This is a genomic window from Sorangium sp. So ce834 (assembly GCF_051521425.1).
Taxonomy (GTDB): Bacteria; Myxococcota_A; Polyangia; order Polyangiales; family Polyangiaceae; genus Sorangium; species Sorangium cellulosum_D.
Genome location: NZ_CP150351.1, coordinates 9988070 through 10005612, shown reverse-complemented (window position 1 = coordinate 10005612; position 17543 = coordinate 9988070). Strand labels below are relative to the sequence as shown.

At 69.2% G+C, this 17543-nt stretch carries 15 protein-coding genes and 1 other RNA gene; 10 read left to right on the top strand and 6 right to left on the bottom strand.

Features of this window, described 5'->3' with window-relative positions:
* Nucleotides 1-16 precede the first annotated feature (16 nt).
* The 3 genes from WMF20_RS36795 (at nucleotide 17) to WMF20_RS36785 (ending at nucleotide 2357) form a co-directional block, all read left to right on the top strand.
* Nucleotides 17-1396, top strand: coding sequence for a hypothetical protein (locus WMF20_RS36795; RefSeq protein ID WP_437606447.1), 1380 nt, complete (start codon nucleotides 17-19; stop codon nucleotides 1394-1396).
* A gap of 246 nt (nucleotides 1397-1642) precedes the next feature.
* The gene (locus WMF20_RS36790) at nucleotides 1643-1870 is read left to right on the top strand and encodes a hypothetical protein (RefSeq protein WP_437617201.1); all 228 of its coding nucleotides are present in this window, start codon (nucleotides 1643-1645) and stop codon (nucleotides 1868-1870) included.
* Nucleotides 1791-2357, top strand: coding sequence for an IS66 family transposase (locus WMF20_RS36785; RefSeq protein WP_437606446.1), 567 nt, complete (start codon nucleotides 1791-1793; stop codon nucleotides 2355-2357). Before WMF20_RS36790 ends, WMF20_RS36785 begins: the two co-directional genes overlap by 80 nt.
* On the opposite strand, the gene WMF20_RS36780 is transcribed toward WMF20_RS36785, so the two are convergent.
* The gene (locus WMF20_RS36780; RefSeq protein ID WP_437606445.1) at nucleotides 2277-4364 is read right to left on the bottom strand and encodes a recombinase family protein; all 2088 of its coding nucleotides are present in this window, start codon (nucleotides 4362-4364) and stop codon (nucleotides 2277-2279) included. The genes WMF20_RS36785 and WMF20_RS36780 overlap by 81 nt on opposite strands.
* On the bottom strand, nucleotides 4351-4527 hold the full coding sequence (locus WMF20_RS36775) for a hypothetical protein (RefSeq protein WP_165373952.1): 177 nt from the start codon (nucleotides 4525-4527) through the stop codon (nucleotides 4351-4353). Before WMF20_RS36775 ends, WMF20_RS36780 begins: the two co-directional genes overlap by 14 nt.
* Nucleotides 4528-4665: 138 nt before the next feature.
* On the opposite strand from WMF20_RS36775, the gene WMF20_RS36770 reads away from it, so the two are divergent.
* From WMF20_RS36770 to istB, 3 genes are all read left to right on the top strand, one after another.
* Nucleotides 4666-5145 (top strand): transposase domain-containing protein, encoded by a 480-nt coding sequence (locus WMF20_RS36770; RefSeq protein WP_129578656.1) that lies wholly within the window; start codon nucleotides 4666-4668, stop codon nucleotides 5143-5145.
* An 89-nt stretch (nucleotides 5146-5234) separates the two neighbouring features.
* Nucleotides 5235-6323: an IS21 family transposase gene (istA, locus tag WMF20_RS36765; RefSeq protein WP_165374379.1), complete on the top strand. Its 1089-nt coding sequence runs from the start codon at nucleotides 5235-5237 to the stop codon at nucleotides 6321-6323.
* A gap of 11 nt (nucleotides 6324-6334) precedes the next feature.
* The gene (gene istB, locus WMF20_RS36760) at nucleotides 6335-7078 is read left to right on the top strand and encodes an IS21-like element helper ATPase IstB (RefSeq protein ID WP_437606444.1); all 744 of its coding nucleotides are present in this window, start codon (nucleotides 6335-6337) and stop codon (nucleotides 7076-7078) included.
* A 365-nt stretch (nucleotides 7079-7443) separates the two neighbouring features.
* Here the strand turns inward: istB and WMF20_RS36755 are convergent, their stop codons facing one another.
* Both WMF20_RS36755 and ssrA read right to left on the bottom strand, forming a co-directional pair.
* Nucleotides 7444-7809, bottom strand: coding sequence for a hypothetical protein (locus WMF20_RS36755; protein ID WP_437606443.1), 366 nt, complete (start codon nucleotides 7807-7809; stop codon nucleotides 7444-7446).
* 844 nt (nucleotides 7810-8653) lie between these two features.
* Nucleotides 8654-8998: a transfer-messenger RNA gene (gene ssrA, locus WMF20_RS36750) on the bottom strand.
* A gap of 523 nt (nucleotides 8999-9521) precedes the next feature.
* On the opposite strand from ssrA, the gene WMF20_RS36745 reads away from it, so the two are divergent.
* Nucleotides 9522-9812, top strand: coding sequence for an oxidative damage protection protein (locus WMF20_RS36745; RefSeq protein WP_129578653.1), 291 nt, complete (start codon nucleotides 9522-9524; stop codon nucleotides 9810-9812).
* Nucleotides 9813-10038: 226 nt separating this feature from the next.
* Here WMF20_RS36745 and WMF20_RS36740 read toward each other — a convergent pair whose 3' ends face one another.
* Complete coding sequence (locus WMF20_RS36740) at nucleotides 10039-10782, bottom strand: hypothetical protein (RefSeq protein ID WP_437606442.1); 744 nt, start codon at nucleotides 10780-10782, stop codon at nucleotides 10039-10041.
* Between the two features lie 381 nt (nucleotides 10783-11163).
* Between WMF20_RS36740 and WMF20_RS36735 the strand changes: the two genes are divergently transcribed.
* Both WMF20_RS36735 and WMF20_RS36730 read left to right on the top strand, forming a co-directional pair.
* A complete protein-coding gene (locus tag WMF20_RS36735) occupies nucleotides 11164-12246 on the top strand; it encodes an esterase/lipase family protein (protein WP_129578651.1) in 1083 nt (360 codons plus the stop codon).
* 53 nt (nucleotides 12247-12299) lie between these two features.
* Complete coding sequence (locus WMF20_RS36730; protein ID WP_437606440.1) at nucleotides 12300-14075, top strand: hypothetical protein; 1776 nt, start codon at nucleotides 12300-12302, stop codon at nucleotides 14073-14075.
* A gap of 22 nt (nucleotides 14076-14097) precedes the next feature.
* Here the strand turns inward: WMF20_RS36730 and WMF20_RS36725 are convergent, their stop codons facing one another.
* Nucleotides 14098-15696, bottom strand: a complete 1599-nt coding sequence (locus tag WMF20_RS36725) for a BamA/TamA family outer membrane protein (RefSeq protein WP_437606439.1) — start codon at nucleotides 15694-15696, stop codon at nucleotides 14098-14100.
* Nucleotides 15697-15926: 230 nt separating this feature from the next.
* Between WMF20_RS36725 and WMF20_RS36720 the strand changes: the two genes are divergently transcribed.
* Nucleotides 15927-17543, top strand: coding sequence for an NTP/NDP exchange transporter (locus WMF20_RS36720; RefSeq protein WP_437606438.1), 1617 nt, complete (start codon nucleotides 15927-15929; stop codon nucleotides 17541-17543).

The following is a 17543-nucleotide window of genomic DNA, read 5'->3' as shown; positions in this document are numbered from 1 at the left end:
GAGGTTCGTTCTCGCCTTGCTCGTTCCCATCATGGGCTGCGGCAGCGAGCCTGAGGGCACGAATCCGCTGGTCGAGGGCCCCACGGCGGGGCCGACGTTCCACAAGGACGTGGCGCCCATCCTGCAGAAGCGCTGCCAGGGCTGCCACTCGCCCGGCGAGATCGCGCCCTTCAGCCTGACCGAGTACGCGGACGTGAAGCAGGTCTCGAGCCGGATCGTGGCGGTGACGCAGGACCGGACGATGCCGCCCTGGGGCGCGATCGAGACGGACGAGTGCACGCCGCGGTTCGGCTGGAAGGACGACAGCAGGCTCTCCGACGCGGAGCTCGCGACGCTCGAGGCCTGGCATGCCGCCGGCGCCCCCGAGGGCGACCCCGCGTACGCGCCCCCGGCGCTCGACGCGTCGGGGATCCATGGCCTCGAGGGCGTCAGCGCCACCATCGAGCCCGCGAGGCCGTACGTGACGGGCGGCGACGAGGACCAGTTCCGCTGCTTCGTGATGGATCCGAAGCTCACGGAGGACACGTTCGTGAACGGCATGAACGTGGTCCCGGGGAACTCGAAGGTCGTCCACCACGTGGTGGTCTTCACCGACCCGCACGCGGAGAGCGACGCCATGGCCGACGCCGACGGCGGCTACGAGTGTTTTGGCAGCGCCGGTGTCCAGGACAGCCAGGTCCTCGGCGTGTGGGTGCCCGGCGGGCGTCCGACCGAGTTCCCGTCCAACGCCGGCTTCCTCGTCCGCGCGGGCTCGAGGCTGGTGATGCAGGTCCATTACCACCCGGCGGGCGCCGCTGCCGAGCCGGACGCGACAAAGATCCAGCTGCGGTTCCTCCCGGAGCCCCCGGAGTACAGGGTCGTCTTCGTGGCGTTCGGCAACTTCCGCTCGCAATTCCCGAACGGCGATGGCCTCCAGCCGGGGCCCAACGACAGGGAAGGGGTCGAGTTCTTCGTCCCGGCGGGGACCAAGGATCACACCGAGGTCATGAAGATGACGCTCCCCGAGACGTTCATGGGGGAGTCGCTGGTGGATGGCATCCGGCTCTACAGCGCGATGACCCACATGCACTATGTCGGGACCGACATGAAGGTCGACGTCGAGCGCCCGAGCCCGCAGGGCGGCGATCCGGCCGAGGAGTGCGTGGTCCAGACGCCGAAGTGGGACTTCAACTGGCAGCAGACGTACACCATCGACGCGCCGATCGAGGAGCTCCCCGTCCTGAAGACCGGCGATGTCATGAGCTTGCGTTGCCTCTACGACAACACGATGGACAACCCCTTCGTGCGGAGGGCGCTCAAGGAGGAGAACCTCACCGCGCCGAGGGATATCGTCCTCGGTGAGAGCTCGCTCGACGAGATGTGCATCGGGCTCTTCAACGGGTTCGTCAAGAACTGACGGGCGAATCGGACGACTGACTGAGCAGCAGGAGACGGGCAGCAGCATCGACGGTCCGGCTCTGGAGCTCGCGCCTGCTGGACACGAGATCCACGCTCAGTCGTACCGGAACCTCTGGTACCAGCACACCAGCCAGAAGACGAGCATCGCTCCCAACACCGTCACGCGCACGCCAGTGAGCCAAAACCTGGGGTGCAGCGCGATGGGCAGCGCGCCGGCCGCGAGGATCGCCGCGAGTTGCCCGAGATGGCGGCGTCGGAGATCGGCGAAGCCTCGCGGGTGACGCAATCGCAGGGGAGCCCCACCGAGGCGCACGACGTGCTCGCCGTGCTCGAGGCCCGCAGGCTGGAGGTCCCCGCCGTCGTGCGGGAGCGCATCCTCGTGAGCACCGACCTTGCCGAGCTGGACCGCTGGCTCCGCAAAGCCGCGGTCGTCATCGACGCCCGGGAGCTTCTCGCCACGAACGGCTCCTGACCGAACGCCGCGGTTCGGCCTGCCCGCAGCCTGCTTCGCCTCATCGCCCCGGAGAGCCCTCTCGTGGAACCCCGTGCCCGACCGGGAGCGGGCGACGACGGCCATCGGCTTCATTCACCAGCTCTACACCATCGACAAGGCGACCAAGGAACTGCCTCCGAGCCGTCGAACGGAGCAGCGTCGGAAGGCCGCCGAGCCCGTGCTCGATGCGTTCCGCGGGTGGCTGCAGGCGCAGGACCTGCTCGTGCTGCCGAAGAGCCCCATCGCCATCGCCGTCGGCTACGCGCTGAACCAGTGGACCGCGCTCACCCGCTTCCTCGACGATGGTCGGCTCCGTCCGGACAACAACCGGAGCGAGCTCGAGCTTCGCAGAGAGGCGATGGGGGGGTCATTGTGCGTCACTCCTTCAAGTGGTCGTAATCGTTCGCCTTTTGCTACCGCGCACTTCTCGACACGGGCGCCGGTAGAGCACGCGACGGCGGCTTAACGCTTCCAGAACTGCGGGCGAGCGTAGGTCGTCGAACATGATCTGCCAGGGCGCATCTTTGACAACTTGGTGTGCCGGGAGAGTTCCCTGTCGGATCAGCTTGCGGATGACATGGTCGGTCACCTTGAGCACGCGGGCCGCCTCATGCATCGTAAGGCATCGACCGTCCTTGTGCGCCGATTGGTAGGCGGCGATGCCCGCCGTCCTTCGGTAGGATTGGACGTTACGGGCATTCCAGAAATTGTTCTGGCCCGTCCGCAGGCCCATCCGGTTGAGGGTTGCGGCGATGTGCTCGTCGGACCAGCGGGTGGCCATGGAGCGGATCACTTGATCGGCTTGCTCGGGAGCACGTCGGTTGTGCTCTCCTGGCGCTGGCTTGCGGACGCGCAGTTCCGAGTGCTGCCCACCGCGCCAGTGAATGAGCAGCACGACCTCGCGCGTAGCTTCATCGACATCGGCGACGATCTCCTCGATCAGCGCGTGCACGAGTCGCTGCTTCATGGCCATCGTCGTCGTTGGCGCGTTCCACGCCGCCGTCAGGTCGCCAGCGAGTCGAAGCAGCGTCGCACGATCAGGCACCGCGCCTGGCTCGGTCACGTCCGCGGCCAAGCGGGCATCACAGTCGTGCAGGTGCGCAAGAGCAGTATTCCACCGCGCCTCAAGCTCCGCGGCAACAAGCCGATTGTCCGGATCGACCGCCTCGTAGCGGCGAGCGGCCAAGCGCACCTCATACGCGGCTTGTTGTCGTTCCAGCTCCAACGCACGCCTCCGCTCGCTCATGCCCTGCCTCGCTCGCTGCTCTGCCTGGATGGCAGCATCGATCGCCAGGGGTTCTACCGCGGCCAAGAGCTCGCGACCAACGGCAAGATCAGGCCTCGGAGCACCAAAGGTGATGCATGGTTGGAGGCCATGCATCGTATGACCGACGCGACAGGCGTACCGCGCCACGCCGGGGCTGCGGCCTACATAGGTTACTCCCAGCATGCGGCCGCACCGGCGGCACCGTAAGAGCCCCGAGAGCAAGGCGCGGCCACCGCGGCCTGATTTGGCGCCCCCAGCGGCCTTGCGAAAGGCGTTTCTGGCGAGGCACTGCTGATTTTGCTCGAATCTGGCCCACGTGATGTAGCCGCGATGGTGTTCCCGCAGCAGCACGGTCCATTTGTCCATGGGGCGCTCGTGGCCGTAGGTCGTATGCAGTCTTCCATCGACCAGGCGGGTTCGATGCTCGGACTTGCCATAGACGTAAGCACCGGCGTAGAACGGGCTTTGTAATATGGCGATGATGTTGCGGTATGCCGGCGCCCTCCACTCCACGCGGCCCGGTCGCTTGGGGTCCTCGGGGCGCGGAAAGAGTATATGATCACGGCACATCGCGAGTAGCACCTGCCTCGCACTGCCCAACCGAGAAAAGAAGCGGAATACCGTCCGGACAGCCTCCTGGACGCGGCGGTCCGGATCCAGGTCCAGTCCCGTCTCCTTCGACCAGACGTACCCGACCGGCGCCGCGACGCGGAGCTCGCCTCGACGTGCCTTCGAAACAGCTCCTTCGACCAAGCGCTGGCGCATCACCGTGAGCTCGAACTCGCTCATGGTGCCCTTGAGCCCAAGCAGCAGTCGATCGTCGGGATGGCTCGGATCGTACACGCCCTCGGCGTCGATCACCCGGGACCCCACAAGGCCGCAAAGCTCGAGAAGATGGTGCCAGTCGCGCCCATTGCGAGCCAGGCGGGACGCTTCCAGGCAGAAGATAGCTCCAACGCCTCCTTCGCATACCTGGGCCACCAGTGCCTGAAATCCAGGCCGTTCGGTCGTACCGCTGGCGGAGCGACCGAGGTCCGTATCAATAGTGACTACATCGCGAAACCCGTACGAACGGGCCAGCTCAGCGAGATCGTACTGCCGACGCAGGCTCTCTTGGTTGTCGTGCACCTGCACGCCGGTCGACTGCCGCACGTAGACGACGGCTCGGCGCTCTACCACGCTCTGCGGAAGGTCACTTGGCTTCATCGCTTACCTCCTGCGCCTTGCGGCGCATGCTGCCGGCCGCGCTGAGGAGGATTTCTGCGAGAATTTCGACGCTCTCGGCGGAAGCCTCGGGCGGCAGGCATGGTCGCTGGCTCGGCGGCGGCGTCGTTGTCGATGGCGGCAGCGGCGCTTGGATCGGCTTCATGGTTCCCCTCCTGGTCATCGGTCGAACCATGGTCGGGTGCTGGGGGAGCGCAGCGGAAACGGAGGTCGTCGAGCAGGCCGCGGAGGTCTATCAACGCTTGAACATTGGGCCGAGCGGCGCCGATGCTCATCCGCGCGCATGCGACGCGGTCGAGCATCCAAGCAGGCAGGACTTCCCGCGTACCGTCACCCATCTCGCAGACGGCGACGAGCTCGCCTTGGCGGTGCTCACGGTAGGACACCTGAACCCGCTCGCCATACGCCGGGTGCCAACGGTAGTGCACCACGCAGCGCAGGTCGACATGGGCAGAATGATCGGGTCTTCGCTGTTGCGAGGAAGGCATGGCTGTTCTTCGGCAGCGACGACCACGCCTCCGCCGCCGCCAACCTCTTCTCGCTGGTCGCGAGCTGCAAGCTCCACCACCTCGACCCCGAGGCCTACCTCGCCGACGTCATCCGCGTGATGCCCTACTGGCCGCGTGAGCGCTACCTCGAGCTCGCCCCCCGATACTGGGCGCGCACCCGCGCTCGCCTCGTCGCCGAAGAGATGAAGCTGCCCCTCGGGCCGATCACCGTCCCGCCCCCGTTTCCCGCGGAAGAGCAGCGCGCGACGAGCTGACCGGGCCGGTTCCATCGCGCCCATCCTGCACCAGCTGACCGACGTTGGGGGCTACGGCGCTTCGCGCAGCGCTTACGAAGCCGACCCTCGTGGACGCTGCCACCGGCGGCGTCACCCAGGTCGAGCTGTTCGTCGCCGTGCTGGGCGCCTCCAGCTACACGTATGCCGAGGCGACGCGCAGCCAGAGAGGACCCGACTGGATCGGAAGCCACTGCCGCGCGTTCGCGTTCTTCGGCGGTGTCACGCGCGCCGTCGTGTGCGACCAGCTCAAGAGCGGCGTCACGCGCGCCTGCCGGTACGAGCCGCAGGTACAGCGGACGTACGAGGAGATGGCCGCGCACTACGGCACGACGGTGCTGCCCGCGCGACCGAAGCATCCGCGCGACAAGGCCAAGGTCGAGGTCGCCGTGCAGGTCGTCGAGCGGTGGATTCTTGCCCGTATTCGCAACGAGGTGTTTCACTCGCTCGCAGCGCTTAACGCGCGCATCACCGAGCTGCTGGTCGACATCAACAGCCGTGTGATGAAGCGCTACGGGGAGAGCCGGAGAGAGCTCTTCGAGAAGCTCGAGAGGCCAGCGCTCGCCGCCCTGCCTGCTGAGGCTTTCGAGTACGCCGAGTGGAAGAAGGCGCGTGTCAACATCGACTACCACGTGGTCTTCGATGACCACTTCTACTCGGTGCCGTATGCGCACGTGCACCAGGAGGTCTGGATCAGGGCGACGGTCGCGACGGTCGAGGTCCTGCTGCACAGCCGCCGGATCGCGTCGCACCCCCGCTCGCGAGCGCGCGGCAAGCACTCGACCCTGCGTGAGCACATGCCGAGCGCCCACCGGGCGCACGCAGAGTGGACGCCCTCGCGCCTGCTGGCGTGGGCCGAGAAGATCGGCCCGGCAACCCGGCAGCTCTGCGCGGCGATCCTGGCCGAGCGGCCCCACCCCGAACAGGGCTTCCGCTCCTGCCTGGGCCTGCTGCGCCTCGGCAAGCGCTACGGCCAGGAGCGGCTGGAGGCCGCCTGCGAGCGCGCCGGGCGCGTCCGCGCCCGATCCTACCGGCACATCGAGTCGATCCTGAAGAACGGGCTCGATCGCGTGCCGCTTGCTCATGATGACGGGGCCCCCGTCGCCCCCCAACCCATCGACCACGAGAACATCCGTGGCCGTGACTACTACCTCAACTGATGGAGAACGACGTGTTGACCGAACCCACGCTCGAGAAGCTCAAGAGCCTTCACCTCTACGTCATGGCGAACACCTGGGTGGCGCAGCGGACTGACGCCGCGATGGCCGAGCTCGACTTCGACGGCCGCTTTGCGCTGCTCGTCGACGCCGAGCACATGGCCCGTGACAACAAGCGGATCGGGCGGCTCTTGCGCGAGGCGAAGCTGCGGATCCCGAGCGCGTGCCTCGAGGACATCGACTACGCGCCGAAGCGGGAGCTCGATCGGGCACAGATCCGCCAGCTCTCGTCGGGTCGCTGGATCGTCGACCACGCCAACGTGCTCATCACCGGGATGACGGGCGTGGGCAAGAGCTACCTGGGCTGCGCGCTGGCGCATCAGGCGTGCCGCGCTGGCTTCCGCGCGCTCTACCGTCGCGTGCCGCGCCTGCTGGAGGAACTCGCCCTGGCGCACGCCGACGGGACGTACACGCGCCTGCTGGGGCGGCTGGCGAAGATCGACGTGCTCGTGCTCGACGACTGGGGGCTCGCCCCGCTCAAGGACCAGGAGCGCCGCGACTTGCTCGAGGTCTTCGAGGACCGCCACGGCCTGCGGTCGACGGTCATCACCAGCCAGATCCCTGTCGGAAAGTGGCACGATCATCTCGGAGATCCGACAATCGCCGACGCCGTGCTCGACCGCATCGTCCACAACGCGCACCGCATCACGCTGAAGGGCCCCTCGCGCCGCAAGGGCAAGGAGACCACCGAGACCTGAACCCTAGACCCCGACGGACCAGCGTCGCTTCGCTCCGAGGGCGATCACGATGCGCGATCGCGGTGATCACGATGGCGTGATCTGCGTGATCACGATGGGCGGTCTCCGCAACCGGCGCCGCGCGGACGGTCACGATGCCCTTGGCCGGGCGCTTACGCAGCAGCGACAAGGAGGTCGAGCCGTCCGGCGCGTAAGCGGCCTAACGCCCTGGGCTTCTGCCCCGGGCGGGCGAAGCCTGTCCGTCGGCGAGCAAGCCCTTGTTGGGCGGCATAGGTACACACGCGCCACGACTGCGAGCTTTGGTGCTCGACCACGACCCCATGAGTCAGGCCTTCAGGTTACCCGGGAACGGTTGTGGGGGAGGCTCACGTCGTGAACGCTGCCCACTTGTTGCGAACAGCGAGCCACAGGCCGGCGGCAAGGACCACACTACCCAGACCTCCCAGAGGCTGCACAATGGCCATCTGGTAGAACAGATTCGCGAGGGCCAAGATGATGTAGCCGGTGACGCCAATGGCTTTCCAGCGCCATGCGAGAACGACGCAGAGCAAAGAGGCGACGGCATGCACGGCGTTGAACCAGGGAGTGGGGCCGTCGCCTCGTGTGATCATGTAGCACGCAAACAGCCGGGCCGCTTCGCCGAAGGCCATGAAGATCATCCACGCGGTCAGGAACGGTCCTCGTGTGGGCGAGTCGCTTGGAACGTGGCGTCTATTCATGGGCTTGGTCATGACGTCTCCGAACGTAGGGCACAGGCAGGGCGGCCTGCTAGCAAGAAGTGGGGTCCCGGTCGGCCTGGATGTCGAGGGCCCATGCTGCGAGGCGCCCTTGATCTCCTGGAACAGGTCGATTCGTGCGAACGCCATGGCGAGTGGCAGTGTTGGCGCAGCGATGGCGACGACAGCGGCTCTGTCACTGAGGACGAGTCCAGTAACCAAGCTCGATAGCAGCGCTATTCCAAATGTAATACATGTCAGGGTCGCCAGGCGCGATGGTTTCCGCTGAGGCGTTCTGTGGAGGGTACGGGCGGCGTCGTCATGCTTGGAGTCCAGAACGTTGGCGAAAATTGACAACGAGACGACCCTTCCGTTGGCGTCGCAGCAACTGCCGCCGAGTCTTCTACTCGCGCGGCCGGGCACCGCATTCAGAGCGGTCTCTCTGGTCCTCGCTGCCGCTCGCGCTACCCCCATGGCCACCCCATCCTGCAAGGCCAGCGGAGATACCGTCCCGTGTCAAGACGGGGCATGCGCTCGGCAGGGTGCCGCCGGCAGGGTGGGGGGAGGCAGGCCGGCCGGGCAGGGGACGCACCTGCGCACACATCTCCGCAGCGTCGCGTCCGTTCGCTTGGTTCCGGGCTGCGCCAGCACGGACCCGGGGTTGGTCCCGCGGGCCTGGTGTCAGTTGCTCGCCCGCCGTGGAGCTCCGTGGAGCCTCGTACCCTGGCGTCACCCGCGGCGCCCGCTCCCGGTGGTCACGCTCACGCCGGCCCCGCCCCAAATCCAGCGTCGCCGAAATTTATCAGGTCACACGCAGGTCACACAAAAGCAAGAAGACACGGCTCTCGCCGTGTCTTCTTGGTGGAGGCGCCGGGAATCGAACCCGGGTCCGCAAGGCATCCAGTCTACCTTCGTTCACGTGCGTAGTCGCCATGCGCCGGCGACGGCGTTCGTAGATTCGGCTACGACCTATCCCTCACTGAATCTCGGCCGCGTTATCGAGGGCACCCTCACGCAGCCCAGCCCTGTGGTTGACACCCTTGGAGTACTAGGACGACCTCCTCCTCAGATGGCTTAGCGGTTCTTAGGCCGCGACAGCGTATGCGTTGTCGTTCGCACTTGTAACGTCCCGCTTGATAGGCGGAGCAGGAGCCGCCAGCACGCAGACAGACCTTCAGTCCCCACGTCGAAGCCGATCGCCCCCTCGTGGTTCGTTCAGACGGACCGAATATTGCTAGGAACTGCGCTGCCGTCAACCCCTCCGTGTCAGATCGCTCTGCCGCTGAGCGCGCCGTGCATGGGCCGTCGGTCCGCGGTCTCGGGTTGCCCGGGTCGATCCGCCTCTTCCGGGCATTCTCTCTTCCGCCTGCCCCCGGCGCCGTCCCTCACGCATCGGTCCGCTTCCGCGGCTCCGCCGTGCTTGCGCTGCGCTCGCTCCGCTGCGCCCTGCCGCGTCTGCTCCCGCGCTTGCACCTGCTCGCGCTCGCGCCTGCCCCGGCGCTCGCGCCTGCCCCGGCGCTCGCGCCGCTTCCCTCGCTCGCGCCGCTTCCCTCGCTCGCGCCGCTTCCCCCTCGCGCCGCCCCCGCCGCCTCCCTCCGCCTCCCTCCGCCTCCCCTCGCCCCCGCCGCCCCGCTTCCTGCCGCCTCCGCCCGCTCGCCAGCCGCTCTCGACGGCTCCCCCTGGCTCGGCTAAGAAGCCCGCGAAAAGGAAAAGGAGACGGGCAGCTTATGACGAGGATGGTCCACTGCGTGAAGCTCGGCCGCGAGGCAGAGGGGCTGGAGAAGCCGCCGCTCAAGGGCGAGCTGGGCAAGCGGATTTACGACAACGTCTCGAAGGAGGCGTGGCGGATGTGGCTGGAGCACTCGAAGATGCTGATCAACGAGTACCGCCTCGATCTCATCTCCGAGGCTGGCCAGCGGATCTGGATGACCGAGCTCGACAAGTACTTCTTCAGCGCCGGGAACGAGGCCGCGCAGCTCCCGCCCGACTACGTGGCCCCCAAGGACAAGCCGGAGTAGCCGCTCTCCGTCGGCCCTGCCGCCGGCGGCGCTCCCGTCCACCTGCCGGCTGCGGTCGTGCCGCCCACCTGTCCGGCTTCGCACCTCCCCAACCAGCTGCGCCCGGCCCACCGGCGTCCTCCACCCCTGCGGATGCGCCCGCCACTCATAGGCCCCCCGGGCCTCCCGGCCCCCCCGGCCCCCCCCAGCCCCCCCCAGCCCCCCCCAGCCCCCCCGCCTCACCCCCTCACTTCAGCGCCCCCGGCGCCGGCAGCGCCCCCCCGCCGCGCACGTACTCGATCAGCGCCGCGCTCATCTGCTTGTCGACCTTCTCGCACTTCGCGCTGACCGCCCCCATCGTCGCGCCCTTGCACTCCCTCCGCCGCTCGGCGACGATCTTGCCCACCTTCTCGTCGGCCTGGAACGCCTCGCGCGTCTTGTCATCCAGGCTCTTCCACGGGATCGGCGCGAACTTCGGCTTCGGCGGCACGTGCTGCCGGACCTCCTCCGTCATCAGCGACGCGCACGTCCCGTCCCAGCGCAGCACGTCGTAGCCGCCCCCGGCGCCGCTCACGACCATGCCCCCCGTGTCCGGCACCCGGTGATAGAGGATCAGCACCTCCTCATCGAACAGCAGCTTGTCGTTCGAGGACGACCCGCCGGACGCGTTCCACGCCTCGGTGTCGCGCGTGAGGTACCCGCGCGTGAACGGCGACCCCTTGGCGAACAGGCTGAGCGCCACGTCCGGATAGAACCCGCTGCAGAGCCGCTTCACGAACGCCGCCGGCGGCAAACACACGTCGCCCTTCTGCTCGCACGTCGTCGGGATCTGCCTCGACGCATCCGCCGCCGCGTCCTCCTCCTTCTTCTTCCCGTCCCCGTCCTCCGCCGCCTCGCCGCCCGACGCCGCCGCCGGCGCCTCCTCGGCCTCCGCAGGCTCCGGCGCCGACGGAGGAGGCGCCGCGCCGCCACAAGCGACCAGGGAACCCATCAAAACAAGCACAAAAGAGCTCTGGACAGATCGCATGGCCCACGAACCTACCGGAGCCCGCACGCCCCTCCGCATGGAAAAACAACAACAGCCCGCGACGCAATGCGCCAGCACGACCGCGCAACCCCGTGGCGCAATGCAGGAGATCCACCCCACCGTTCACAACGCAATGCGCTAACCGTCTCGACGGTCCCCCGCGACCGCCGTGATGGTTCAGTTTTCCGACAGCACTTGACATCAGCTGCCCATCAGCAGAGTCTGAGCTGATTCCGGCAGGAGGTGGTCGTGCTGGATCTTTCTTCGTCCGCATTGTCATCATCGCGTGTTGGCGGTTCGCGTAAGTGGAAGTCTCACATGGACGCTCGTTCGAGGGGACGACGGGTGTCCGCTGGTCTCGCCGGGTGTGCGATATTCGCCTCCTGGGCGCTCCTCGCCGGCTGCGGCGCGGCGGAGGAGCAGCTCGAACCGTGGGACACCGGCGAGGTGATCACGGGGGCAGGCGGCGGCTCCGCCTCGGGCGGCTGGGAGGGCGCCGCGGACGGCCCGGCCGGGACGGGGGGCGGCTGGCCGTCGTCCGCGAAGCTCGGGCCGCCGTATCCCATCGTGCTCGCCCACGGCTTCTTCGGATTCGAGGACTTCGCGGGCGCCGGATACGTCAGCTACTTCTACAACGTCAAGCAGACCCTCGCCGAGGGCGGCGAGGCGGTGTTCACGCCCTCCGTCGATCCGTTCAACAGCTCCGAATACCGCGGCGCCCAGCTGACCGCGCGGATCGAGCAGATCCTCGCCGAGACGGGCCACGAGAAGGTGAATATCATCGCCCACTCGCAAGGCGGCCTCGACGCCCGCGTCGTCGCGCACGATCGGCCCGATCTCGTCGCCTCCGTCGTGACCGTCGCCACGCCGCACTTCGGGTCGAAGATCGCCGACATCGCGCTCCAGCTCGTCGCCGACGAGCGCCTCCAGGACGTCCTCGACGACCTGCTCAACGCGATCGGGGCGCCGCTCTACGACCAGATCGGCGAGGAGACGAGCGTGTTCGCGTCGCTCGAGCAGTTCTCGACGCCCGGCATCGAGGAGTTCAACGCGAAATACACCGACTCTCCCGGGGTGTTCTACGCCTCCTTCGGCGGCAGGACCGACCGCGCGCGCGGCGGCCGCGATTGCACGACGCTCGCCCCGGTGCCCTTCGTCGCGCAGTTCGACGAAGGCCTCGATCCGGTGCACCCGCTGCTCTCGCTGACAGAGACCATCCTCGACGGCGGCTTCGGGGAGTCGATCCCGAACGACGGCCTGGTGCGCGCGCGCGACGCGCGCTGGGGCAGCTTCTGGGGCTGTCTCCCCGCCGACCATTTCGACGAGATCGGCCAGCTCTTCGGGCAGAGCCCGGGCGAGGGGAACACCTGGCTCTATATCGACTTCTACCGCGCCGTGATCGAGCGGCTCCGCCAAGAAGGCTTCTGACCGCCGTCGAAAACCGCCCCGAGCGGCGCCCTGTCCAGTACCATGCCCGGCCGATGGTCAAGGCGCTGCTCACCTCGTCGCTCCCGCTGCTCGCCCTGCTCAGCGCGGCCTGCAGCAGCGACGTGCGCCGGTTCCCCCTGCGCGATCCGGTCTGGCGCGACGCCGATCTGAGCCCCGTCTCGCTGCCCTGCCGGCCCGATCCCGAGGCGCCCAAAGACGATCCGCGGCACCGCCTCTGCACGCCGGAGCCGTACGAGTCGTCGTTCGCGTGGGACGCCGCCGACAACCTCGTCTTCCGGCCGGTGACGCGGTTCTTCGCCGTGGATCCGGGCGGGGAGGCGGTCAACGTCAACAGCGTCGACGAGGTGCCGGACTCGAGCTGGTTCACGAACCGGATCGGGAAGCGGCCGCTCTCCGTCGAGGAGCTCGTGAGCGGGCCGTGCGGCGACAAGACGCTCGACCCCGAGGCGCCGGACGGGTCCTGGGTCATCGACATGGGCAAGCCGAACGGCGCCAACCCCGGCTTCCGGATCAAGGTCGAGGGGATCGGCAAGTTCATGCTCAAGGCCGATCCCGCGGAGCAGCCCGAGCGGGCGACCGGCGCCACCGCGATCGCGGCGCGCCTCTACCACGCGGCCGGCTACTGGGCGCCGTGCGACTCCGTGGTCTACCTGAAGCCGTCGGTCCTGAAGCTCTCGCCCGGGCTCACCGTGACCGACAACAGCGGCACCTCCAGGCCGTTCGATCAGGCGGCGCTCGACCGCGTGCTCGCCAAGGCCGCGAAGCGGGGGGACCGGGTCCGCATGGTCGCCTCGCGCTGGCTGCCGGGCCGCGCCCTCGGGCCGTTCAAGTACGACGGGACCCGGGAGGACGACCCGAACGACGTCATCCCGCACGAGGACCGGCGCGACCTGCGCGGCGGGCGCCTGCTCGCGGCGTGGCTCAACCACTTCGACTCGCGCGAGCAGAACTCGATGGATGTCTGGCTCTCCGAGGACGAGGACGACAAGGACGCATCGCCCGGCCACGTGCGGCACTACTACATCGATCTCGGCGACTGCTTCGGCAGCGAGTGGGACTGGGAGGGCATCTCGAAGCGCCTCGGCCACGCCTACTACTTCGACGCCGAGTACGTGCTCCTCGACTTCATCACGCTCGGCATCCCCGAGCGGCCGTGGGACCGGGCGACCCGCGACCCGCAGGGCGACATCTTCGGCTTCTTCAACGCCCGCGACTTCCGGCCGGAGGGCTGGCGGGGCGGCTACCCCAACCCGGCCTTCGGGCGCATGACCGAGCTCGACGGCGCCTGGGCCGCGCGCACGCTCGCGCGCTTCACGCCGGAGCTCGTCGAGGCCGCGGTGCGGGTCGGGGATTTCACCGCCCCGCGGCACACCGCGTGGCTGATCGACAAGCTCCTCCAGCGAAAGCAGGCGATCATGGCGCGGTACCTCACGCGCCTGTCGCCGATCGCCGACGTGGCCGTGGCCTCGCCGGCGGAGCTGTGCGGCGTCGACCTGGCGCGGCGCACCGGCGTCGCGCGGGCGCAAGATCTCCGCTACGGGGCCGCGATGTACGCCGGCGAGGCGCTCGCCCTGCGCGCGCGGCCGGTCGTGCGCCCCTCGCCGGACGGCCGCGTGTGCCTCTCGCTCCCGCACATCGCCGCTCAGGGCGGCGCGCCCGACGACGCGCCCTCGCGCTACGCGATCGTCGACATCCTCAACGGGCAGGCGCCCGGCCCGCTGCGCGCCCACCTCTACGACCTCGGCCCGCGCCGCGGCTACAAGCTCGTCGGCATCGAGCGACCGGACGATCCAACCGCGCCCGACTGAGCCTCTGAGCCCCGCCGCTCGCTTAAAAACCGCGGCTGGCGCCGACCATCAATCGCAGCTCTTGCAGGCCGGCCCCCTGCTCGAAGGTCTCGGTCGCCGAGCCGATCAGGAAATCGAAGGAGTGGTCGCGCGAGCTGCTCGTGCGCAGGCCGAGCACGAACGACATGCGCAGCAGGTCGAGCTCGAAGTCGCGGAGGTGCTCGCTGAACACGTTGCCGGCGGCGACCTGCACCGTGCCGTCGAGGAACGCCCAGATCGGGTATCGGTACTCGAGCGTCGCCGCGGCGGCGCTCCGCCCGCGGAGGCGCCCTTCGCGGAAGCCGTGCATCGGCGCGCCGCCGCCGAGCTCGACGAGCTCGGTGAAGGGGACCTCGGCGGTGCCGAGCGGGTCGGCGAAGGCCGCCGAGAGGACGAGGCTCACGATGCGATCGTGCCCGGTGAGATCGACGAACCCGCCCAGCGTGCCGCCGTAGCGGAGCCACCGGCTCTGCAGCGGCCGCTCCAGGTCGGCGGCGTGCTCGCCGGAGAGCTCCAGCCGGACGCCGTGGCCCCGCTCGGGGCGCGGCCGCCGCGAGTCGAGCGCGGCCCGGGCCCCGATGCGATACGCCGTGTACCCCGTGTCGAACGCGGGAGGCAGCGGATAACGGCCGTTCGCGACCCGCCAGCCGACCGTCGGCTCGCAGCAGATGTCGTCGAAATCGACGGTCTTCGCGCCGGTGTACGCCTCGACGAAGCTGAACGCGTCGAAATCGACGTGGACCGTCGCGCTCCCCTGGATGCTGTGGGCGGCGTAGCGGGCCCAGTCGCGCCCCAGGGACCTCGGGCCGATCCCCGCGAACAGCCAGTCAGGCCGGGTGTCCGCCTCGCCGCGGAGCTTCAGGTACGCGCGCCCGTCGAGCGGGATGCGATCGGCGATCGTGAGCCGCAGCCAGTCGATGCCGCCCGTCGCCGCGTGCACGCGGAGCTCGTTGCCCGGGAAGAACAGGTCGTCGTAGAAGATGTAGACGCCGACGCTCGCGCGAAAGCCGAAGTCGAAGAGCGCCGTCGGGATGATGCCAATCGTGTCGTTGGGCCCGAAGGTGAAGATGTCCTTGAGCTCCTCGATCCACTCGCCCTGCTCCGCCGCGACCGTGAGGTAGCCGAGCGGCCGCCGGACCAGGTACTCGCTGGCGAGGTAGGCGGGGAAGAGCAGGACGCGCGGCACCCAGAGGAGCGCGTCGCCGACGCTCGCCCCCTCGTCCGGGCGACCATCGTAGTCCGGCAGGGGGCGCCTCGCGCTGGGCGCCTGCGGCGCCGCGACGGGAGGCCGCGCCGCCGCAGCCGCCGCGCGGGGCGCTGGCGGAGCCCCCGGGGCCGGCTGTGGCGCCGCCGCCGCGGGCGCCGCGGCCCCCGCCTGCGGTGCGGCCCCCGCCTGCGTCGCGGCCGCCCCAGCCTGCGTCGCGGCCGCCCCACTCTGCTGCGTCGCGGCCCTGGCCTGCGGCGCCGGCTCAGCCGCCCCCGCCTGCGGCGCGGCCAGCGCCTCGGCGCCCAGCGACAGCACTGCGCAGCTCGCGAGCGCGGCCGTGCGCCGCCGGAGGCCCGTGCCGATCGCGCGCGTCCATCCCTTCTCGTCAGTGCCCAATCCGCCTCGTCTCTCGCACGTCGCCGCGCGGGAGCCTAGCCGAGTTCCCGACCGCCGAGACGTTTGTCCGCGCGCCGCGCCCTCTGTCCAACGCCCTGTACGGTGCTTCACACGCGCGGCGCCGCGAGGGAGGTTGCCGGCCGGGACCAGGCTCGATAGCCTCCCGCGCGCGGGCATCGGTCCTGTTCCGGTGCCGCCTGAACGGCGGTTTTCCCGGGATGGAGCGGCGCGTGGCGAGCACTGGCGAGAACGAGACACCGGCCCGAGGGGTCCTTCACCGGCTCCTGTCGATCTTCGCCGAGGTGAAGCCCCGCGAGGTCTTCAGCGTCCTCGTCCTGACGCTGAACGTCTTCCTCCTGCTCACGGGCTACTATCTCCTCAAGGTGGTCCGCGAGCCGCTGATCCTCGCGGGCGGCGGGCTCGAGATCGGCGGGCAGAAGCTCGACCTCGACGGCCCCGAGGTGAAGGCCTACGCGGCGGCGGGCCAGGCGCTGCTCCTCGTCGGCGTCGTCCGCGCCTACGGCGCCATGGCCCGGCGCTTCGGGCGCATGCAGCTCACCACCGCGCTCACGCTCTTCTTCGCCGGGAACCTCGTCCTCTTCTTCTTCCTCGCGCGCCTCGGCGTCCCCCTCGGGGTGCCGTTCTACCTGTGGGTGGGCTGCTTCAACCTCACGGTGATCGCGCAGTTCTGGTCGTTCGCCAACGACGTCTACACCCCCGAGCAGGGCAAGCGGCTCTTCGCGATCGTCGGTATCGGGAGCTCGCTCGGCGCCATGTTCGGCGCGCAGATCGCGAAGCGCGTCTACGTGCCAATCGGCCCCTACAACATGATGCTCGTCGCGGCCGGCGTCCTGCTCGCCTGTCTATGGCTCACCTACCTCGTCCACCGCGACGACCTCGCGGGCCCGGGCGGCGGGCCGCAGAAGGCCGACGCGCCGCCCGGAGGCGCGGCCGGCGGCTTCAAGATCATCGCCGGCGACCGCTATCTCCTCCTCATCGCCGCCCTGACGCTCGTCCTCAACTGGGTGAACTCGACCGGCGAGTACATCCTCGATCGCACCCTGATCGAGTCCGCCACGAGCGCCCTCGGCCAGGAGAGCGCGCCCGGCGCCGCGGCCGAGGCAGCGCCGGCCGCCGCCGAGGGCGCGGACCCGGGCGCGCCGCTCGCCGCGGGCGCCCCGGTCTACCTCGTCGATCCGGACGCGTCGCGCCTGCTCGAGGGGAAGATCGCCGCCGTCAAGGGCGGCGCGTTCGACGTCGAGGCCGGCGGCAAGGTCGTCGAGGGCGCCGAGAAGGGGCTCGTCCACCCGCGCACCGAGAAGGGGAAAAAGGCGGCGCTCGGCGCGATCATCGGCACCTTCAAGGGCGATTTCTTCTACTGGGTGAACACCCTCGGCGTCGTCCTGCAGCTCTTCCTGGTCTCCCGCATCTTCAAGTACCTCGGCGTGCGGTTCGCCCTGTTCATCCTCCCGGCCATCGCCCTCCTCGGCAACGCGTCCCTCGCGGTCCTGCCGGCGCTCGCCGTCGTGCGCGTCGCGAAGATCGCCGAGAACAGCACCGACTACTCGGTCCAGAACACGGCGCGGCAGGCGCTCTTCCTGCCGGTCGGCCGCGACGCGAAATACAGCGCCAAGGCCGCCATCGACACCTTCGTCGTCCGCGCGGGCGACGTGCTCGCCGCCGTCGGGGTGATCGTCGGCCAGGTGCTCGCGCTCTCCGTCCGGCACTTCGCGATGGTCAACGTCGCGCTCGCGCTCGCGTGGCTCGCCGTCGTGGTCGGCATCGCCCGGGAGCACAAGCGACGCGCCGCGGACGAGCAGGACGCCGAGGACCTGAAGGCCGCGTAG

Coding starts and splice junctions, on each gene's coding strand:
- WMF20_RS36745 (WP_129578653.1), top strand. CDS start 9,522: ATGACGAGGATGGTCCACTGCGTGAAGCTCGGCCGCGAGGCAGAGGGG.
- WMF20_RS36755 (WP_437606443.1), bottom strand. CDS start 7,809: ATGACCAAGCCCATGAATAGACGCCACGTTCCAAGCGACTCGCCCACA.
- WMF20_RS36775 (WP_165373952.1), bottom strand. CDS start 4,527: ATGAAGCCGATCCAAGCGCCGCTGCCGCCATCGACAACGACGCCGCCG.
- WMF20_RS36740 (WP_437606442.1), bottom strand. CDS start 10,782: ATGGGTTCCCTGGTCGCTTGTGGCGGCGCGGCGCCTCCTCCGTCGGCG.
- WMF20_RS36770 (WP_129578656.1), top strand. CDS start 4,666: ATGCGACGCGGTCGAGCATCCAAGCAGGCAGGACTTCCCGCGTACCGT.
- WMF20_RS36790 (WP_437617201.1), top strand. CDS start 1,643: ATGGCGGCGTCGGAGATCGGCGAAGCCTCGCGGGTGACGCAATCGCAG.
- WMF20_RS36780 (WP_437606445.1), bottom strand. CDS start 4,364: ATGAAGCCAAGTGACCTTCCGCAGAGCGTGGTAGAGCGCCGAGCCGTC.
- WMF20_RS36730 (WP_437606440.1), top strand. CDS start 12,300: ATGGTCAAGGCGCTGCTCACCTCGTCGCTCCCGCTGCTCGCCCTGCTC.